The following is a 16,695-nucleotide window of genomic DNA, read 5'->3' on the forward strand; positions in this document are numbered from 1 at the left end:
AGTCCGCGGTCACCCGCCGGGAGGTGGCCTCGTCACTGATGTGCTTGGCGCCGTTCTCGCAGTACTCGTTGCGGTGCCGCTCGCCCGGCGCGGGCTCCGGCCAGGCGCAGCCGGGGCAGTCGAAGCCCTTCGCCTGGTTGATGTTCAGCAGCGTCAGCGCGGTGCGCTTCGGCGAGGTCTGGCCCAGTGCGTACTTGAGCGCGTGCGCTACGGCGGGAGCGCCGGTGGCCCAGGTCCTGGGAGCCGAGACCGACAGCTCGCCCTCGTCCGCTCCGTCTTCTTCGAAGCCCCGCATCGCACACCACGCCCTCTCGTCCGCACGCCACTCTTCGTCAGCGCCTCTGAGCAGGTCAAAGCGGAAGTTCCGATCGCGTGACAGGCGGCACCGATCAGTGCAGCGTGTTCAGGACCACCGGCGCGCAACGGCCGTGGGCGAGGGATCATGGGACGGTGCTCCTGCGTCAACTCGAATACCTCGTCGCCCTCTCGCGCGCCCGCCACTTCGCGAAGGCGGCGCAGGCCTGCTACGTCTCCCAGCCGACCCTGTCCGAGGGCATCCGGAAACTGGAGGACGAGCTCGGCATCCCCCTGGTCCAGCGGGGCCGCAGGTTCGACGGCCTGACACCGGAGGGCGAGCGTGTCGTGCTGTGGGCGCAGCGCATCCTCGCCGACCGGGACGCGATGCAGGGCGAGATCCAGGCGCTGCGGGCGGGGCTGACCGGACGGCTGCGCATCGGCACCGTCCCCACCGCCGCCACGGCGGTCGCCCTCCTGACCCAGCCGTTCTGCGCCGCCAACCCGCTCGCGACCGTGCAGGTCTTCGCGGATCTGCAGTCCGTGGACATCGTCAGCCGACTCCAGACGTACGAACTCGATGCCGCCGTGACCTACCACAGCACCGTCGTGGAACACGGCTTCAAGTTCGTCCCGCTGTACCTGGAGCGGTACGTCCTGCTGATCCAGAGCTCCGGCCGCGCCCTGGGCCCGGCCGAGATCTCCTGGGAGGAGGCATCCCAGTACCCGCTGTGCCTGCTGCACCCCGGAATGCAGGGGCGTCAGGTCCTGGAGGCGGCCTTCGAGGCGGCGGGCGTCTCCGTGACCCCGCGTGTGGAGACGGACTCCATCGCCTCGCTGTTCGCGCAGGTCAGAGCCGGGCACTGGGCGAGCGTCGTACCGCATGCCTGGCTGCACGTCTTCGGCGTGCCCGCGGGGATGCAGGCCGTTCCCCTGGTCAGCCCGGTCCGCACGGAGCGGATCGGGCTGGTTCTCCCGGCGCGGGAGCCGGTCTCGGTGATCGGGCAGGCGCTGATTGACGCCGTCGGTCAGGCGGGCGTGGCGGCTGCGCTGGAGCGGCTGCCCGACTAGCCAGGAGCGATGAGTTTCCCGGTGACCGAGGGTCTCCACACCCACCGCGAGCGGGCTGCAGAGCGCGCTCGTGGTCGGCCGCCGGCTGTTCGACGTCACCCGGGGCTGGGACGGTAGGCATCCCTTCGGCGTGCCGGTCTACGTCGTCACCCACCGGGCGCCCGCCGACTGGGCCCACCCGGAGGCCCCCTTCACGTTCGTCACCGACGGCTTGCACAGTGCCATCCAGCAGGCAAAGGCCACCGCCGGTGCGCGCGACGTGGGCGTGGCCGCGGGCGACCTGGCCCGCCAGGCACTGGACGCCGGGCTGGTGGACGAGATCCACGTCGACCTCGTCCCCGTACTCCTGGGCGCCGGCACCCGCCTCGTCGGAGACCTCACCAACGCTCCGATCACGCTTGGCACCCCGCGCGTCGTCGAGAGCGCCGGGGTCACTCATCTCTGCTACCCCGTCAACAAGTAGGCGGCTCGGGCCGGCGGCGGCTGTCTCGTGGGCCGCGCTTGTCACCGCGGTCGGTGTCGGCCGCACGGCTTCTGGCCGGGCGCGGTGCTGTCGGGAGCCGCGCGCGGGAAGGGACGTGGCCGCCGGCGCCCTTCGGGAAGAGCAGGAACACCGACGGTGGACCTCACGCGGGCCCGTCACCCCGATGTCGTCCTGGTGGACACCCGCATGCCGGGCACCGGCGGTCTGGCCGCCGCCGCCATCTGCGTCGACCCCGAACCGTCCGGCACCCGCGGCACCGCGCGTCGGAGCGAGCGACTTCCTGGGCAAGTACGTCGCCACCGACGTCCTGTTGCCCGGGATCCGCCCCGTCGCCTCCGGCGAGGCGCTCCTCTCACCCGGCGCCCGGGCGCCCGGGCGCCCGCGACCGCGCTCAACTCGTGGTCATCGCCTACGGGACCGGCCGCATCCACGCCGTCGCGTTCGCTTCACACAATTCCCACAAAGCCCCATGAAAGCTTTAAGTTTCAAGCGGTACGCTCTTTCGCACTTCGAGTGGCCGAGGAAGCCCCACATCGCGGCGCTCGCATCCCCCCACAGGCACAGGAGACGCGTTGTGCACGACGGCGACGTAGTGGTGATCGGCGGCGGCTACGCGGGAGTACGGCTGGCGAAGCGACTGGACTCGGTGGCGCGGGTCACGCTGGTGGACCGCAAGGAGGTCTTCTTCCACCGTATCGCCTCGCTGCGCGCCGGAGTTCGCCCGGAGTGGTCGGTGACCCCCTTCATCCCGTACGACCGACTGCTGCGCAACGGCCGGGTGGCGGTGGGCAAGGCGGTCCGTATCGACACCACTGAGCGCCAGGTCGTCCTGGCGACGGGGGAGAGGCTGCCGTACGACGTGGTGGTGATCGCCACCGGTGCCGACTACCCCGAGCCGGCCCGCTTCACCGGCACCACCACCGACGAGGCCGTGAAGTCCTTCGCCGGGCACCAGCAGAAGATCGCCACGGCCGGGCATGTACTCGTCGTCGGCGGAGGCCCTTCCGGCGTCGAACTCGCCGCCGAGGTGCGCCTGGCCCGGCCGGACGCCCGGGTCACGCTCGCCCACTCCGGGGCGGCGCTGCTGCACTCCACGGGTGTCGAGCGGGCCGGGCGCAGGGCGCGGGCCTGGCTGGAGGCCCACGACGTGGAGGTACGCCTCGACTCGTTCATGTCGCCCGGCAACGACTTCGGCACGTATCGCGACGCGCACGGCACCGTCATCGAGGCCGACCTCTCCTTCTGGGCGACCGGCACCACGCCCAACACGCTCTGGCTGCGCCTGGGGGGACACGGCGACTGGCTGAACCCGGCCGGGCACGTCAGGGTCGACCGGACCCTGCGGGTCGAGGGACGGCTGGACGTGTTCGCCGTCGGCGACGTGAACGACGCCACCGAACTCAAGATCACCCCCGCCGCGCTGGCCCAGGCCGACCTCGCCGCCTGGAACATCCGTACCTACCTGAACAGTTCCGGCAGGCACCGCAAGGAACCGCGCCTGTACCGGGCGATGCACCGCACCCCGCTCATCGTGCCCTTCGGCCCGGCCGACGGGCTGACCCTGCTGCCCGTGCCGGGCGGCGAGAGCGCGGTCCTCGGCGGCCGCACCTCGGTGCTGGCCAAGGCGAAGACCCTCATGACCCCGTACATGAGGCGCCAACTCGGCTACACCGCAGCCTGAGCACAGGCTCGGCCCTCCCGCGTCCAGGGCGCGGCCAGGGTGTGTCTAGGGTGCGGGCATGACCTCGCAGACGTACCTCTCCGAACTGTTCTCGCTCAGGGACCGCGTCGCCGTGGTGACCGGCGGGAGTTCCGGCATCGGCCGGGCCGTCGCCGGGGCCCTCGCGCGGGCCGGGGCGAGCGTGGTGGTCGTGGCGCGCAGGGAGGCGGAGCTGGCCGCCACGGTCGAGGAGCTGACGGCCGACGGCTGCCGGGCGGCCTGGGTCAGCGCCGACCTGGGCAGCCGCGAGGGCGTGCGCGCGGCGGCCGAGCAGGCGGCCGGGGTGTTCGGGGAGCCCGACATCCTCGTCAACAGCGCCGGGATCAATCTGCGGCCGCCGATGGGGGAGTTGGGCGAGGACGTCTGGGACACCACGATGGCGGTGAACCTGGAGGCGCCCTTCCTGCTGGGACAGCGCTTCGGCCCCGGCATGGCCGAACGGGGCTTCGGACGGATCATCCACGTCACCTCCCAGCAGGCGCACCGGGCGTTCGTGCAGAGCGGGGCCTACGGGGTGTCCAAGGGGGCGCTGGAGTCCCTGGCCCGTTCCCAGGCCGAGGCGTGGTCGCCGTACGGCGTCACCTGCAACACGCTCGTGCCGGGCTTCGTGATGACCCCGCTCAACGAGCGGCTGTCTTCCGATCCCGAGAAGGTGGCGGCGCTGGCCGCGCGCACCATGGTCGGGCGCAACGGTCTGGCCGACGACTTCGCGGGTGCGGCGGTGTTCCTCGCGAGCCGCGCCTCCGCCTACGTCACCGGGCAGGCCCTCTTCGTCGACGGCGGACTGTCCGTCCACTGATCACGTCACGGTTCACACCAGTTCGGTGAGGAAGTCGATGAGCGCTTCGTTCACCTCGCGGGGACGCTCCTGCTGCGTCCAGTGGCCGCAGCCCGCCAGCTTGACGGGTTTGCGGCGCAGGCCGGGCATCAGGTCCGGGAGGGCCGCTATGAGTTCGGGCGTGCCGGGGAAGGCGGGGACCAGGTCGCGGTCGCCGTACACGTACAGGGCGGGCGGGCTGACGACGGCGCCGTGCCAGGGGGCGGTCAGTTCCCAGTTGCGATCGAGGTTGCGGTACCAGTTCAGCGCCCCGGTGAAGCCGTGGGAGAAGCTCTCGGTCAGGGCGTCGAGGTCCTCCTCGGTGAACCACTCCGGCAGGGTCTCGGGGTCCGTCATGGTCGCCAGCCAGCCCTGACCGGGTTCGATCAACGGCTGGGCGCCCGAGCCTGCACCGGGCGCGTCGCCGGAGGCCGTGTAGAAGATCTTCCGCAGGGCCGTGCGGGTGTCCTGCGCCAACTCGGCGTCCGCAACGCCGGGTTGGCTGAAGTAGTTCCAGTAGAAGCGGCCGTCGAACCGCTCGTCCATGACGGCCAGCGGCGGCCGGGAGCTGCGGAACGGCGGCGGCACGCTCAGACCGGCCACGCCGCGCACGACGTCCGGGCGCAGCAGCGCGGTGTGCCAGGCGACCGGGGCGCCCCAGTCGTGCCCGACGACGAACGCCTGCTCCTCGCCCAGCGCATGGATCAGCCCGACGACGTCGCCGACCAGGTGGAGGATGCTGTAGGCGCTCACCTCGGCGGGGCGGTCGCTGCGTCCGTACCCACGCTGGTCGGGGGCGACGACGCGGAAGCCGGCGTCGGCCAGCGGACCGAACTGGTGATGCCAGGAGTGCCAGGACTCGGGGAAGCCGTGCAGCAGCACGACCAGGGGGCCTTGGCCCTCCTCCGCCACATGCAGCCGAATGCCGTTCACGTCAATCATCCGATGCTCAACCATGGGCACGAGCCTACGTGCGCCGTGATCTTCAGGTGGCTGATATATTCAACAATGCGAGTAAGAGATTAATCACCTATGCCGTCGGCAGTCGTGCGGTGTCAACGGAAGGCGGTGGCTCCGTGGCCGGCAGTGGATATCTGCGGTACGTCGCAGTCGGTGACAGCCAGACCGAAGGCGTCGGCGACGGCGACGACGTCCGGGGCCTGCGCGGCTGGGCGGACCGGCTCGCCGAGCAGATCGCGCGGGAGAGCCCGGGCCTGTTGTATGCCAACCTCGCCGTGCGCGGGCGGCTGGCCGGACAGGTGCGTACCGAACAGCTGGCGCCCGCCCTGGAGTTGCGGCCCGACCTCGCCACGGTCGTCGCCGGCCTCAACGACGTGCTGCGGCCCCGGTTCGACGCGGACGAGATCGCCGGCCATCTGGAGGCCATGTTCGCCGCGCTCACCGGACAGGGCGCCCGCGTCGCGACGGTCACCTTCCCCGACCCCGGCCGACTCGCCCCCTCGGCCCGGCCGCTCGCACCCCGCGTCCTCGCCCTCAATGCCCGCATCCGTGAGGCGGCCCGACGGCACGGCGTCGCCGTGGCCGACTCCTGGCCCCACCCGGCGGTGACCGATCCCCGGATGTGGAGCGCCGACCGGCTGCACGCGAGCCCGCTGGGCCACGCCCTCATCGCGGCCGCCGTCGCCCACGCCCTCGACCTGCCGGGCAGCGACGACGGCTGGACGCGACCGCTGCCTCCGGAAGCGGTGGCCCGCACGGGCCTGCGGGCCGTCGGTGCCGAACTGCGCTGGGCGGGCGCCTTCTTGGGGCCCTGGATCGTACGGCGGGTGCGCGGCCGCTCCTCCGGCGACGGCCGCCAGGCCAAGCGTCCCGCACTCCTCCCGGTGACCGTACTCGCCGACGGCCCCTCCTGAACCCCAGGAGGACCAGAGCACCTCGTCCAGCCTCCCCTGGCACCTGAGGCTCGGGAGATGGCGCAGGCCTGATGCGCTGAGCGATGCAGCCCATGCTCGACCGGGTCGGCAGCCGGCTGCTCGAACGCGTCGAGGCCATCGGGGACTTGGGCCGCCGTCCCCCTGGCGTGCACAAGAGCGCTGGTACGGCGTGTGCTCACCGGCTCGGCCTCAAGACGGAGCGGCTGCTGCGCTGCTGGACCGGCTTGGCCTCGACGCCGCCTGTGGCCCGGGGTCCTGAGCCCGCAGGCCTGCACCGACGTGCTGCACGGCGCCCTCTCGCCGGCCGCCGGGTCCGACACCGCCGTAGTAGTCGTCCTATTGATTAATCAACAAGGTGTTAAATTGGGGCAATGGCTCTGCGCAACGCGGTGATGGCCGCTCTTCTGGAGGGTGAGGCGTCCGGGTACGACCTCGCGAAGGGCTTCGAGGCCTCCGTCGCCAACTTCTGGATGGCCACCCCGCAGCAGCTCTACCGCGAGCTGGAGCGGATGGAGAGCGAGGGGCTCGTCTCCGCCCGGGTGGTCCAGCAGGAGCGCCGCCCCAACAAGCGGCTCTTCTCGCTCACCGAGGCCGGCCTGGAGGTCCTGCGCGACTACGTCGGCGAGGCTCCGGCCAAGCCGCCGGCCCTGCGGGACGAGCTGATGGTCAAGGTCCAGTGCGTCGACATCGGTGACGTCGTGGACTTCGAGGCTGTACGCGCCTCGGTCGCCGAGCGCTTCGAGCGGGCCACCGCCAAGCTCGCCCGCTATCTACGCATGCAGGAACGCATGCTCGACGGCCGCACCGAGGACGAGTACCTCGCCACCGCCGAGCGCATCGGCCCCTACCTCACGCTGCTGGGCGGCATCGCCCTGGAGCGGGCGAACCTGCAGTGGAGCGAGACGGCCCTGAAGAGGCTCGAACAGCGCGCCGCGGCACTCGCCGAACCGTCCGGCGACTGACCCGGCCGCCGCGCTACCTGCACGGCTTCTGCAGACCGGCGACGGTGTGCGGGCGGGGATGGCGCACCAGGGCCCACACCGTCTTGCCATGGCGTCCCCGGGGCCGTACACCCCAGGTCTGGGCGAGCTGGTCGACGAGGTGCAGGCCGCGCCCCTTCTCGTCGTCACCGGTGGGCACGTCATGCAGGACCGGCTGCGCCGGGCTCTCGTCGGAGACGGCTATGAAACAGGAGCCGTCCGCCCGCGCCGTCACCGCCAACTCGAACTCGCGCTCCAGGATGGGCCCGTGACGCACGACGTTCGCCGCCAGCTCGGAGGCCAGCAGAACGACCCTCTCCGTCATCTCGTCGTTCGATGCATGCCCCCAGCTGGCCAGATGCTGCCGTACCCGGTACCGGGCGAAGCCGACCGAAGCCGGATGACGGGGAAGCCGGAACGTCTCACGTCTCAGCACACGCATCCCTCCCGAATGACATCGAAAAGATCTCGACACTCGAATAAGCGCACAGTGACAGATGAATGTCACTGCGCACACGGGGGGCGGCTGAATCCGGCCATATCTGGCCGAGTGTCGCCTACTGCCTGCTGCGTAGCCGGTCTGGTCAGACGGGTGCCGTGCCAAAATGGACACCATTGCGCCTGCTCAGCCCACCCGCCCGCGTACCGCCGAGGTTGAACCGTGACCAAGCCCGCCGCCCGTGTACCGATGCGCCGCAACTCGCGGTCCAACCGGGCGCGCATCCTGGCCACGGCCCGCCGGGAGCTCGGCCGCAACCCCGACATCACCCTCGAGGAGCTCGCGCGCGCCGCAGGTGTCGTACGGCGCACGCTCTTCGGTCACTTCCCGGGACGCTCGGCCCTGCTGGAAGCGCTCGCCGAAGAGGCGTCCGAGACGTTCCAGGAAGTGCTGGTGGACGGGGTGCGGCCCGAGGAGCGGGCCGACCGGGCGCTCGCGTACTTCATGCTCCGCATCTGGCCGGTGGGCGACCGCTACCGGATGCTGCTGGGCCTGGCCCGTCGCGACCTGGGTGCGGAGCGGGTGACCGAGGTCCTGACCCCGGCCCGCGATGTGGTCACGGCCATCCTGGAGCGCGGACAGCGCGACGGCGTCTTCCACTCCCATCTGCCGCCCGCCGTGCTGAGCGCCGGACTCGAGGCGATGGCGGTCGCGCTGCTGGAGGACGTCAACACCGGGGCGCTGGAGGACGACGGGACGCGTACGGCCGTCGCCACGCTGATCGCTGCCGGTGTGCCGGAGAAGCAGGCGAGCGCGGTGGTCGAGGAGATCGCGGCGCTCGTGCCGCGCGAGGAGCCTGGCGCCGAGGTGTGAGCCGCGGGATCCGGGTGATCTCGTACCGGGCACGGATCGGTTGCGGCCCTGACGTCCCGCCGTACAGGTGGTGCGGCTGCGGCAGCGGCGCCACGACCTGCACCTACGACGGCAGCCCGGCACCCCTGGCCCGCCCCGACCTGCTCTGGGAACTGGCCTCCCGCCACCGCGTGACCCTCTTCGGCACCAGCCCCCAATACCTGCTGGGCATGGCCGAGTTCGGTATCGACCCGGTCGTGCCCGACCTGCCGGCGATCCGCGTCATCGGCTGCACCGGCTCCGCGCCCAACACCCCGGTATGGGCAGGGGAGTTGTCGGCACCGCAGCTGGGCGTGGCGCTGGCGGCCTACGATACCGAGGGCTTCCCCGTGGTGGACCGGGTCGGCGAGCTGGTCGTCACCCGGCCCGGACGCGGAGGCGCTGGTCATCGGCGCGGAGGAGCCGGACGGCGGCTATCGGATGCCGTTGCTCGTGGTGCTTGCGGCTGGGGCGGTAATCGACGACGCCCTGCGGGAGAAGATCCGCGACGCGATCCGCACCGGCGCGTCCCCGCGGCACGTACCCGACGAGATCCTCCAGGTCCCGGCCGTCCCGCACACCCGCACCGGCAAGAAGCTCGAGGTCCCGGTCAAGCGGCTGCTCCGGGGCGCCCCCGTCGAGCAGGTCGTCAATCCGGCCGTCGTGGGCGCCCCCGACCTCGTCCACTACTACACCCGGCTGGGCGAGGAGCGCCGCAAGAGCGGTGTAGTTGAAATTTCAAACGGTGTTCCGGTAGGATGTCACCCATGCCCACCACGCCGCGCTGGCTCAACGCCGAGGAACGACGAGCCTGGCTGGCCTACGTCGACTTCTCCACGCTGCTCACCGACTATCTCAACCGTCAGCTGAGGCGCGACGCGGGCATGACGCATGCCGACTACAGCCTGCTCGCCTATCTCTCCTCGACGCCCGACGGCGTCCTCGGCATGTCCGAACTGGCCCAGCGGCTCAAGATCACCCGTAGTCGGCTCACCCATGCGGTGAACCGGCTGCGGGAGGTCGGCCTCGTCGACCGCCGCGAGGACCCCGCCGACGGCCGCGGCCAGCTCGCCGTCCTCACCGCCGAGGGTCGCGCCCTGCTCGAACGGGCCGCCCCGGGCCATGTCGACGCCGTACGCCGGGCCGTGTTCGACGCCCTCACCCCCGAACAGGTACGGCAGTTCGCCGAGATCGGCGAGGCCATCAGTGACGCCCTGCACCGCGTGGAGGCCACCGAGACCGATCCGGCGGTACTTCCGTGGCGGCGCAGATAGGGCTCAGCGTCGCAGGCCGCTGCGGGCCGGCTCCGGGCGGTGGACGCCTCGGGGACGGTGGCCGAGCTCGTCGGAGCGGCCCAGCGGGTCGGCCAGGTACCAGATGACGGCCAACCACGTCTCGGGGCCCTGCAGACCGGGCCGCGGGCCAGGCCCCGTAGGGCCGAAGCCGGAGACCTCGCCGTCGTGTCGGCGGGGCAGGGCCGCGCTCGGCTGCCGCTCGGCACAGGCCCGTATCTCGGCCGTACGTGGCCGTCGCCTCCGGCGCCGTTGCCGAGCTGCCGGGTGCGCAGCCGCAAGGGGTGGGCGACGTCCAGCACGTTGCCGGCGTTCTTCCGGCCCCCACCGAAGCGACGGGAGTCGCGGGCGTGGTCCAGGACGGCGTCCACGATGCGGTCCGGATGCGGCACCGGCAGCCCGAACCGGGCGAACGAGCCGCGGGTCAGCCGGTAGTAGCCGTTGGCGACCTGCAGCCGCCCGTCCCTCGCGCCTCGGTCGCCTCCTGGGCGACCAGCCACCGACAGTGGCCGAAATGCCGTACGGACGGCCCCTGTTGATGATCCATACGCGCACGCCAGGCAGCAGGCGGCCCGTACGGGAAGGCACGGGAGTGCTCGCTCAGCCGCGGCCCGTCCTGCCCTCCATGACCTCCACGAGCCGCCCCAGCGCCTTGAGAACCCACTCCCTGTCCTCGCCCAGACCCGCCAACAGCTGGACCTCGGCGGCGAGTTGGCGGGGGAACAGTTCGTCGACGGCCTTCGCGCCGTCTGGCGTGATGGTGACCAGGGCGGCGCGGCGGTCCGCGGGGTTGGGGGTGCGGGCGATGAAGCCGCGGCGTTCCAGCTTGCCGAGCGTCTTGCTCACGCCGGCGCGGGACAGGCCCATGCGCTCGGCCAGACTCCGGGCGATCACCGGCTCGGTGGTGTGCCGCAGCGGAATGAGCATGTCGACCTCCGGGGCGGTGAGCGGAGCGCCCGCGTAGAGGGGCTCCACGGCGCGGCCGAGCAGGGCGGTGGCGTGCTTGAGCAGGCCGACCAGCTCCATGGGCGAGGTGTCGAGCCCGGGGTTGTGCTCGGCCCACCGCAGGCGGGTCTCGGCCGGGGAGGCGGGGGAGGAGGGCATTGTGGTTCGCCTTCTCGCTGTTCGGGTTCTCACTGCTTGGACGGTTATTAGTTAACTGGTGAACTATTGGTTACCGTTATGCTCATGATATCCCGCTCCCCATCGGCTGCGCCGGACGAGACCGACTCCGGCCGACCGTCGGCCTCCAGGCGCGGCACCGCCAGCCTGGTCGCGGTCCTGGGCTCGCTGACTGCGGTCGCCCCGCTCGCCATCGACATGTACGTGCCCGGCTTTCCCGTCATGGGGGACGCGCTCGGAGCGAGCAGCGCGGCCGTGCAGCTGACCATGACCGCGTTCCTGGCCGGGTTCGTCGTCGGACAGCTGCTGATCGGGCCGCTCAGCGACGGGCTCGGGCGCCGTCGACTGCTCATGTCGGGGCTGGCCGGCTTCGTCGTGCTCTCCCTGGTGTGTGCCGCCGCCCCGAACATCGGCGTGCTGACCGGTGCCCGCTTCCTGCAAGGTGTGACCGGCGCGGCGGGCACCGTGCTGGCCCGGGCCGTGCTCACCGACCGTTTCCACGGACCCGAACTGCCCCGCTACTTCGCCGTGTTGTCCCAGATCATGGGTGTGGCACCGGTCGCCGCACCGGTGCTCGGCGGGGCCATCCTCAGCGTGTCCACCTGGCGTGCCGTGTTCGCCGCACTGGCCGTGCTGGGGGTCCTGCTGGTGCTCGCCGTGCTGCGGGCCGTGCCGGAGTCCCTGCCGCCCGAGCGGCGGCACAAAGGCGGGCTCGCCGGCACCTTCCGCGCCATGGGCGCACTGTCCGCCCGCCGCACCTTCATGGGGTACGTCCTCGTCCTCGCCCTTGTCTCCGCCGCACTGTTCACCTACATCAGCGGCTCCAGCTTCGTCTTCGAGAACCTGCACGGCGTCTCGGCGACGACGTACTCCCTCATCTTCGCGAGCAACGCGGCCGGCATGCTGATGGCCGGCGCGGTCTTCTCGCGGCTGGTCGGACGGGGCGTACGGCTGAACACACTGCTCACGGCGGGCGTGTGCGTGGCCGCAGCCGGCGCCCTGACGCAGGTGCTGCTGGTGGTGCTCGTCGGCGAGACTCTCCTCGGCACCTGGGTGACGCTGTTCGTGACCCTCGGTGGCATCGGCATGATCTTCCCGGCATCGATGAGCATCGGGCAGACCCTCGGCCGCCGCACCCCGGGCGCCGCCTCCGCGCTCCTCGGCGGCCTGCAGTTCCTCTTCGGCGCCCTCGCCTCGCCCCTGGTGGGCCTGTTCGGTGAGAACAGCTCCCTGCCGATGGCGCTGATCATGCTGATCGTGGTGGCTGCGGCGGGAGTTGCACTGCTGGCGCTGGCACGCCCCTGGAAAGGGGAGGGGGAACCGGCCGCAGGCTGACGGGTACGGGACGCGGGCGCCGTTGTCAGTGGCTCGTCGTACGCTCCGGCAGATGACACACCACCGCATCGAGTCACGCACCCTCGAAGCCGCGCTCCACGACGTCCGGCAGGCCATGGCCGTACACGACAACGCCCTGGAGTGGCTGCTGCGCCCCGACGCGGCACTGCACCCACCGCTCGCCGCCGAGGTGTGGGCCTTCGACAGCACTCTGACGCAGGTCCTGCTGGTGCGCCACCCTTGGCGGGGATGGGTGCCGCCCGGTGGCAAGGTGGAGCCCGGCGAGACCCCTCGCGAGGCGGCGCGCCGGGAGCTGTTCGAGGAGACCGGCGTCCGGGCCGAACTTCATCCGGTGCCGGCCGCTGTGACGGTGCGCTCCTATCATCCCGACTGGGCTGCCACCTTGGGTGTGACGTTCATCCAAGTCGTCGACGGACGAACGGAGTTGACGCCCGAGGAGGGACAGCCTGCGGACTGGCTGTCGCTGGACGAGGCGTGGCAGGGCTGGTTTCCCGACGACCGGCTGCGGATGAAGCGGTGTGCACAGTGGCTCGGCGAACGCGGCCGGCGAGTGCGGGGATCTTGATGGCATAGGTTGACCGCATGAAGCAGGGGGAGCAGCCCGCGAGGCCGGTCACGTCGGCGGGCGAAGGAATACGAGGGCGGCGTACCGCCCGGCGGGGGACAGCAGCGACGGGCGGACCGGCCCGGTCGTCGGTGCTGATGGCGGTGGCCACCGTCGTGTCCCGCGCCACGGGGCTGATACGGCAGGTGCTGCAGGCCGCGGCGCTGGGCGTGGGCCAGCTGGCCGACACGTACAACACCGCGAACACGGTGCCGACCAGCCTGTACACGCTGCTGATCGGCGGCGCGCTGAACGCCGTCCTGGTGCCCCAGCTGGTACGGGCGCGCGCCACCCATCCGGACGGCGGCCGGGCCTACGAGCAGCGTCTGGTGACCCTCGTGGTGTGTGTGCTCGGCGCGGGCACCGCGCTCGCCGTGTGGGCCACACCGCAGATCGTCGGTGTCTACATCCAGGACACCCCGGACAAGCACCAGGCCTTTCGACTCACGGTGACGTTCGGGCGGTTCCTGCTGCCGCAGATCTTCTTCTACGGATTGTTCGGCATCTACGGCCAAGTACTCAACGCCCGCGAGAAGTTCGGCGCGATGATGTGGACGCCCGTCCTCAACAACGTCGTCCTGATCGGCATGTTCGGTGCCTACCTGGGCCTGATGACCGTCCCGGATCGGGTCGAGGACATCACCGCGACCCAGGTGCGGTACCTGGGCGTCGGGACCACCGTCGGCATCGCCGTGCAGGCCCTGGCGCTGATCCCGTTCGCGCGGGCCGCCGGATTCCGCTTCCGACCCCGGTTCGACTGGCGCGGCACCGGCCTGGGCTCCGGGATCCACGCGGCGAAGTGGACGCTGCTGTTCGTCCTCGCCAACCAGGTCTCCCTGGCGGTGATCACCAACTACGCCAACGCCGCCGATGCGCCAGGGTCGAAGGCCGGCGTGGGCTACACCAACTACATGTACGCGCAGACCATCTGGATGCTGCCGCAGTCCGTCGTCACGGTGTCCCTGGTGACCGCGCTGCTGCCGCGGATGAGCAGGGCCGCCGCCGAGGGCCGTGTCGCGGACCTGCGTGCCGACCTGTCGCGGGCGCTGCGCATCAGCGGCGTCGTCATCGTGCCCACCGCCTTCCTCTTCCTCGCGCTGGGTCCCCGGATCGCCACGCTGATGTTCGCCCACGGCGCGTCCGATGCCGCCGCCGCACAGCCGGGTGGGCAGATGCTGCAGGCCTTCGCTCTCGGCCTGATCCCGTTCTCCGCGCAGTACCTGCTGCTGCGCGGCTTCTACGCCTTCGAGGACACCCGCACCCCGTTCTTCATGGCCGCGTGGATCTCCGCGGTGAACATCGCCCTGGCCACCGCCTGCCATGTGCTGCTGCCCGCCCGCTGGTCCGTGACCGGCATGGCCGGCGCCTACGCCTTCTCCTACCTCGTCGGCCTCGCGCTCACGGCACGGCTGCTGCGCCGCAGGACCGGCGGCCGCCTGGACGACGGCGCCCTGCGCCGCACCTACCTCAGACTGCTGTCCGCCGCCGCCCTCGCCGCGACCGCCGGCTGGGGCGCCGCACACGCCTGTTCCGTCTTCCTGGGCAGCGGGATCTGGGCCACCGCGGGTGCCCTCGCCGCGGGAACGCTCGCACTGGCTGTGGCGTTTCTCGCCCTGGCCCGTCTCCTGAAGATCGCAGAGCTGCGCAGCCTGCCCGGACTGCGGTGACGCAGAGCCGAGGCGCCGAGCGATGGCCGATGGCCGGTTTACCGCCTGCGCTGCGGGCTACGCGGGCGAGAGCACCACCCCGCCGATGCAGGACCTGGGAGCTGCCATGACCCGGAAGATACGCGACGTGATGTCCCCCGGCGCGGCCGCCGTCGAGCCCATGACCACGGTGGCGCGCGCGGCCCGTCTGATGCGTGAGCAGGACGTCGGCGACGTGCTGGTGGCCTACGACTGCGACCTGTTCGGCGTGCTCACCGACCGGGACATCGTGGTCCGGGCCCTCGCCGCGGGCCGCGACCCCGCCGTCACGACCGTCGGCTCGGTGTGCACGCCACCGCCCGTGGTGACCCTGACACCGGACGACACGACCGACCGGGCCATAGAGCTGATGCGCGAGTACGCCGTCCGCCGCCTTCCGGTCGTTGAGCACGGCGGCTGCCCGGTCGGCATCGTCAGCATCGGTGACCTCGCCGGCACCGAGGACCCGCACACCGCCCTCGCGGACATCAGCCGGGCGGCCCCGAACCGCTGACCTCAATGCTCCACGCCTGACCGCAAGGAGTACGTGCGCCCCTCGACACCCCACTCGTCCACCGGCGGCCGCCCAGGCCGGGAACTCCCAGAAGGTGTGCGCCACCGGCAGGCACCGCAGCCGTGGCTCGCCCCACTGCTGGGCACCGGCCCGGATCCGAACGCCGCGGGCGCTCGCGCAGTTCCGCGTGCTCGTCGCTGACCAGCCGGGCACCAGCGGCAGCGGCGGGGATCCGGCGCCGGGACCGCCGTCGAAGACGAGGTGACGGCCACAGCAGGGCAGCAGACCGGCGGGCGCGAAGCGGGGCGTGTTCATCGTGCCCACGTCCAGCAGCGTCAGCCGCAGCCATCGGTTCACGTGCCGGTCCGGGTCCGGTGCGTCAGCGTGAGGGTGCCGTCCGGATCCAGGGTCAGGTGTACGGCCTCGCTGATGCCGTTCAGGGTGGCGCGCAGCCAGCTGCGGTCCGCGTCCGATGCGGGCTCGAGCCGCATACGGCGGGCCTGCAGGGGCACCATGCGCAGGCCGGTCAGGCGCCCTGTGTCTGCCGCGAGGGTGACGAGATGGGCGATCCGCAGGTCGTCGCGATACTCCTCCCAGCCGCCGATGCCCTCGTAGTCGTCGATGAAGTCGCCGCAGCCGTACAGGATCAGCCGGTCGCGGTACACCTCGATCCGGCGGGGGTGGTGCGAGGAGTGGCCGTGGACCACGTCGACTCCGCCGTCCACCAGGGCGCGGGCGAAACGGACGTGTTCCCGGGGCACCCGATAACCCCAGTTCGAGCCCCAGTGCACGGACACGACCACGACGTCGCCCGCACGCTTTTCCGCCCGTACCCGCCGAACCACCTCGGCGGCCGCGGCCGCCGACACCTCGGGCAGACAGGCGACCCCGGACCGGCTGGAGGCGGCCGCCCAACCGGGCGGAACACCGCTGGAGCGTGCCCCGAGGGCGAACACCAGCGCCCGGCCCCCTCCAGGGACCGGCACCGCGGCGGGCGCGTACGCCTCCTCGGCGCTGCGTCCGGCGCCCACCGCCCGCAGGCCCGCGCGAGCGAGCGCGTCCAGGGTCTCCGCCAGTCCCTCGCGGCCGAAGTCCAGCACGTGATTGTTGGCCAGCACGCAGACGTCCGGGGCGGCCACGCTGAGCGCGGGCAGGTTGGCCGGGTGCATGCGGTAGTGAATCAGCTTGTCCGGTGCAAATGTGTCGCTGCACGTCACGGACGTCTCCAGGTTCACGATCCGGACGTCCGGGGCGGCCCGTTCCAGCAGCCGGAGTGCCGCGCCCCATGGCCAGGAGGGAGCGACGGGCGCAGGGATCGGACCGTTCACCGACTCCGCCAACCGGACATAGGAGCGGGCGTCCTCGACGTACCCCTCCCGCAGTTCCGGCAGACCGGGATGCGCCAGGATCTGATCGACGCCGCGCCCGAGCATCACATCACCGCACAGGAACAGCGTCACCGCGCCGCCGCCCATGCCCCCACGGTAGTGGCGGCCACACGGGCGAGGCGAGCGTGAGCCGGTGCACTTCG

Annotated in this window: 16 protein-coding genes and 3 pseudogenes; 14 read left to right on the forward strand and 5 right to left on the reverse strand. The window is 71.7% G+C overall.

Annotation, left to right across the window (positions count from 1 at the left end; genetic code table 11):
• Positions 1-295: pseudogene (locus AB0N07_RS27285) on the reverse strand (hypothetical protein); the annotation flags it as partial.
• 155 nt (positions 296-450) lie between these two features.
• Between AB0N07_RS27285 and AB0N07_RS27290 the strand changes: the two are divergent.
• The 5 genes and pseudogenes from AB0N07_RS27290 to AB0N07_RS27310 all read left to right on the forward strand — a co-directional run bounded on the left by AB0N07_RS27290 (position 451) and on the right by AB0N07_RS27310 (position 4,368).
• Positions 451-1,365 carry a LysR family transcriptional regulator gene (locus tag AB0N07_RS27290; RefSeq protein WP_365839396.1) on the forward strand — a complete coding sequence of 305 codons (915 nt, stop codon included), beginning with the start codon at positions 451-453 and terminating at the stop codon, positions 1,363-1,365.
• A 70-nt stretch (positions 1,366-1,435) separates the two neighbouring features.
• Positions 1,436-1,828, forward strand: a complete 393-nt coding sequence (locus tag AB0N07_RS27295; protein ID WP_365839398.1) for a dihydrofolate reductase family protein — start codon at positions 1,436-1,438, stop codon at positions 1,826-1,828.
• 156 nt (positions 1,829-1,984) lie between these two features.
• Positions 1,985-2,213, forward strand: a pseudogene (locus AB0N07_RS27300) (DNA-binding response regulator); the annotation flags it as partial.
• Positions 2,214-2,423: 210 nt separating this feature from the next.
• Positions 2,424-3,530, forward strand: coding sequence for an FAD-dependent oxidoreductase (locus AB0N07_RS27305; RefSeq protein ID WP_365839525.1), 1,107 nt, complete (start codon positions 2,424-2,426; stop codon positions 3,528-3,530).
• 58 nt (positions 3,531-3,588) lie between these two features.
• The gene (locus AB0N07_RS27310) at positions 3,589-4,368 is read left to right on the forward strand and encodes an SDR family oxidoreductase (RefSeq protein ID WP_365839400.1); all 780 of its coding nucleotides are present in this window, start codon (positions 3,589-3,591) and stop codon (positions 4,366-4,368) included.
• Positions 4,369-4,380: 12 nt separating this feature from the next.
• Here the strand turns inward: AB0N07_RS27310 and AB0N07_RS27315 are convergent, their stop codons facing one another.
• Entirely contained in the window at positions 4,381-5,343 is a 963-nt protein-coding gene (locus AB0N07_RS27315) for an alpha/beta hydrolase (protein WP_365839402.1), read from the reverse strand.
• Between the two features lie 119 nt (positions 5,344-5,462).
• On the opposite strand from AB0N07_RS27315, the gene AB0N07_RS27320 reads away from it, so the two are divergent.
• On the forward strand, positions 5,463-6,260 hold the full coding sequence (locus tag AB0N07_RS27320; RefSeq protein ID WP_365839404.1) for an SGNH/GDSL hydrolase family protein: 798 nt from the start codon (positions 5,463-5,465) through the stop codon (positions 6,258-6,260).
• 392 nt (positions 6,261-6,652) lie between these two features.
• A complete protein-coding gene (locus AB0N07_RS27325) occupies positions 6,653-7,243 on the forward strand; it encodes a PadR family transcriptional regulator (protein ID WP_365839406.1) in 591 nt (196 codons plus the stop codon).
• A gap of 13 nt (positions 7,244-7,256) precedes the next feature.
• Here AB0N07_RS27325 and AB0N07_RS27330 read toward each other — a convergent pair whose 3' ends face one another.
• Positions 7,257-7,697, reverse strand: coding sequence for an ATP-binding protein (locus AB0N07_RS27330; protein WP_365839409.1), 441 nt, complete (start codon positions 7,695-7,697; stop codon positions 7,257-7,259).
• 225 nt (positions 7,698-7,922) lie between these two features.
• Between AB0N07_RS27330 and AB0N07_RS27335 the strand changes: the two genes are divergently transcribed.
• The 3 genes and pseudogenes from AB0N07_RS27335 to AB0N07_RS27345 all read left to right on the forward strand — a co-directional run bounded on the left by AB0N07_RS27335 (position 7,923) and on the right by AB0N07_RS27345 (position 9,865).
• On the forward strand, positions 7,923-8,573 hold the full coding sequence (locus AB0N07_RS27335) for a TetR/AcrR family transcriptional regulator (RefSeq protein ID WP_365839411.1): 651 nt from the start codon (positions 7,923-7,925) through the stop codon (positions 8,571-8,573).
• Positions 8,574-8,656: 83 nt separating this feature from the next.
• Positions 8,657-9,308, forward strand: a pseudogene (locus AB0N07_RS27340) (acetoacetate--CoA ligase); the annotation flags it as partial.
• 50 nt (positions 9,309-9,358) lie between these two features.
• Positions 9,359-9,865 carry a MarR family winged helix-turn-helix transcriptional regulator gene (locus tag AB0N07_RS27345; RefSeq protein WP_365839413.1) on the forward strand — a complete coding sequence of 169 codons (507 nt, stop codon included), beginning with the start codon at positions 9,359-9,361 and terminating at the stop codon, positions 9,863-9,865.
• Between the two features lie 618 nt (positions 9,866-10,483).
• On the opposite strand, the gene AB0N07_RS27350 is transcribed toward AB0N07_RS27345, so the two are convergent.
• Entirely contained in the window at positions 10,484-10,987 is a 504-nt protein-coding gene (locus AB0N07_RS27350) for a MarR family transcriptional regulator (RefSeq protein WP_365839415.1), read from the reverse strand.
• A gap of 84 nt (positions 10,988-11,071) precedes the next feature.
• On the opposite strand from AB0N07_RS27350, the gene AB0N07_RS27355 reads away from it, so the two are divergent.
• From AB0N07_RS27355 to AB0N07_RS27370, 4 genes are all read left to right on the forward strand, one after another.
• Positions 11,072-12,340, forward strand: coding sequence for a multidrug effflux MFS transporter (locus tag AB0N07_RS27355; protein WP_365839417.1), 1,269 nt, complete (start codon positions 11,072-11,074; stop codon positions 12,338-12,340).
• Positions 12,341-12,392: 52 nt separating this feature from the next.
• Entirely contained in the window at positions 12,393-12,926 is a 534-nt protein-coding gene (locus AB0N07_RS27360) for an NUDIX hydrolase (protein ID WP_365839419.1), read from the forward strand.
• 17 nt (positions 12,927-12,943) lie between these two features.
• Positions 12,944-14,632 (forward strand): murein biosynthesis integral membrane protein MurJ, encoded by a 1,689-nt coding sequence (murJ, locus tag AB0N07_RS27365; protein ID WP_365839421.1) that lies wholly within the window; start codon positions 12,944-12,946, stop codon positions 14,630-14,632.
• 106 nt (positions 14,633-14,738) lie between these two features.
• The gene (locus AB0N07_RS27370) at positions 14,739-15,164 is read left to right on the forward strand and encodes a CBS domain-containing protein (RefSeq protein ID WP_365839423.1); all 426 of its coding nucleotides are present in this window, start codon (positions 14,739-14,741) and stop codon (positions 15,162-15,164) included.
• Between the two features lie 353 nt (positions 15,165-15,517).
• On the opposite strand, the gene AB0N07_RS27375 is transcribed toward AB0N07_RS27370, so the two are convergent.
• The gene (locus AB0N07_RS27375; protein ID WP_365839425.1) at positions 15,518-16,639 is read right to left on the reverse strand and encodes a CapA family protein; all 1,122 of its coding nucleotides are present in this window, start codon (positions 16,637-16,639) and stop codon (positions 15,518-15,520) included.
• Positions 16,640-16,695: the final 56 nt, after the last annotated feature.

The sequence above is a fragment of the Streptomyces sp. NPDC051172 genome, from assembly GCF_040682555.1.
Lineage (GTDB): Bacteria > Actinomycetota > Actinomycetes > Streptomycetales > Streptomycetaceae > Streptomyces.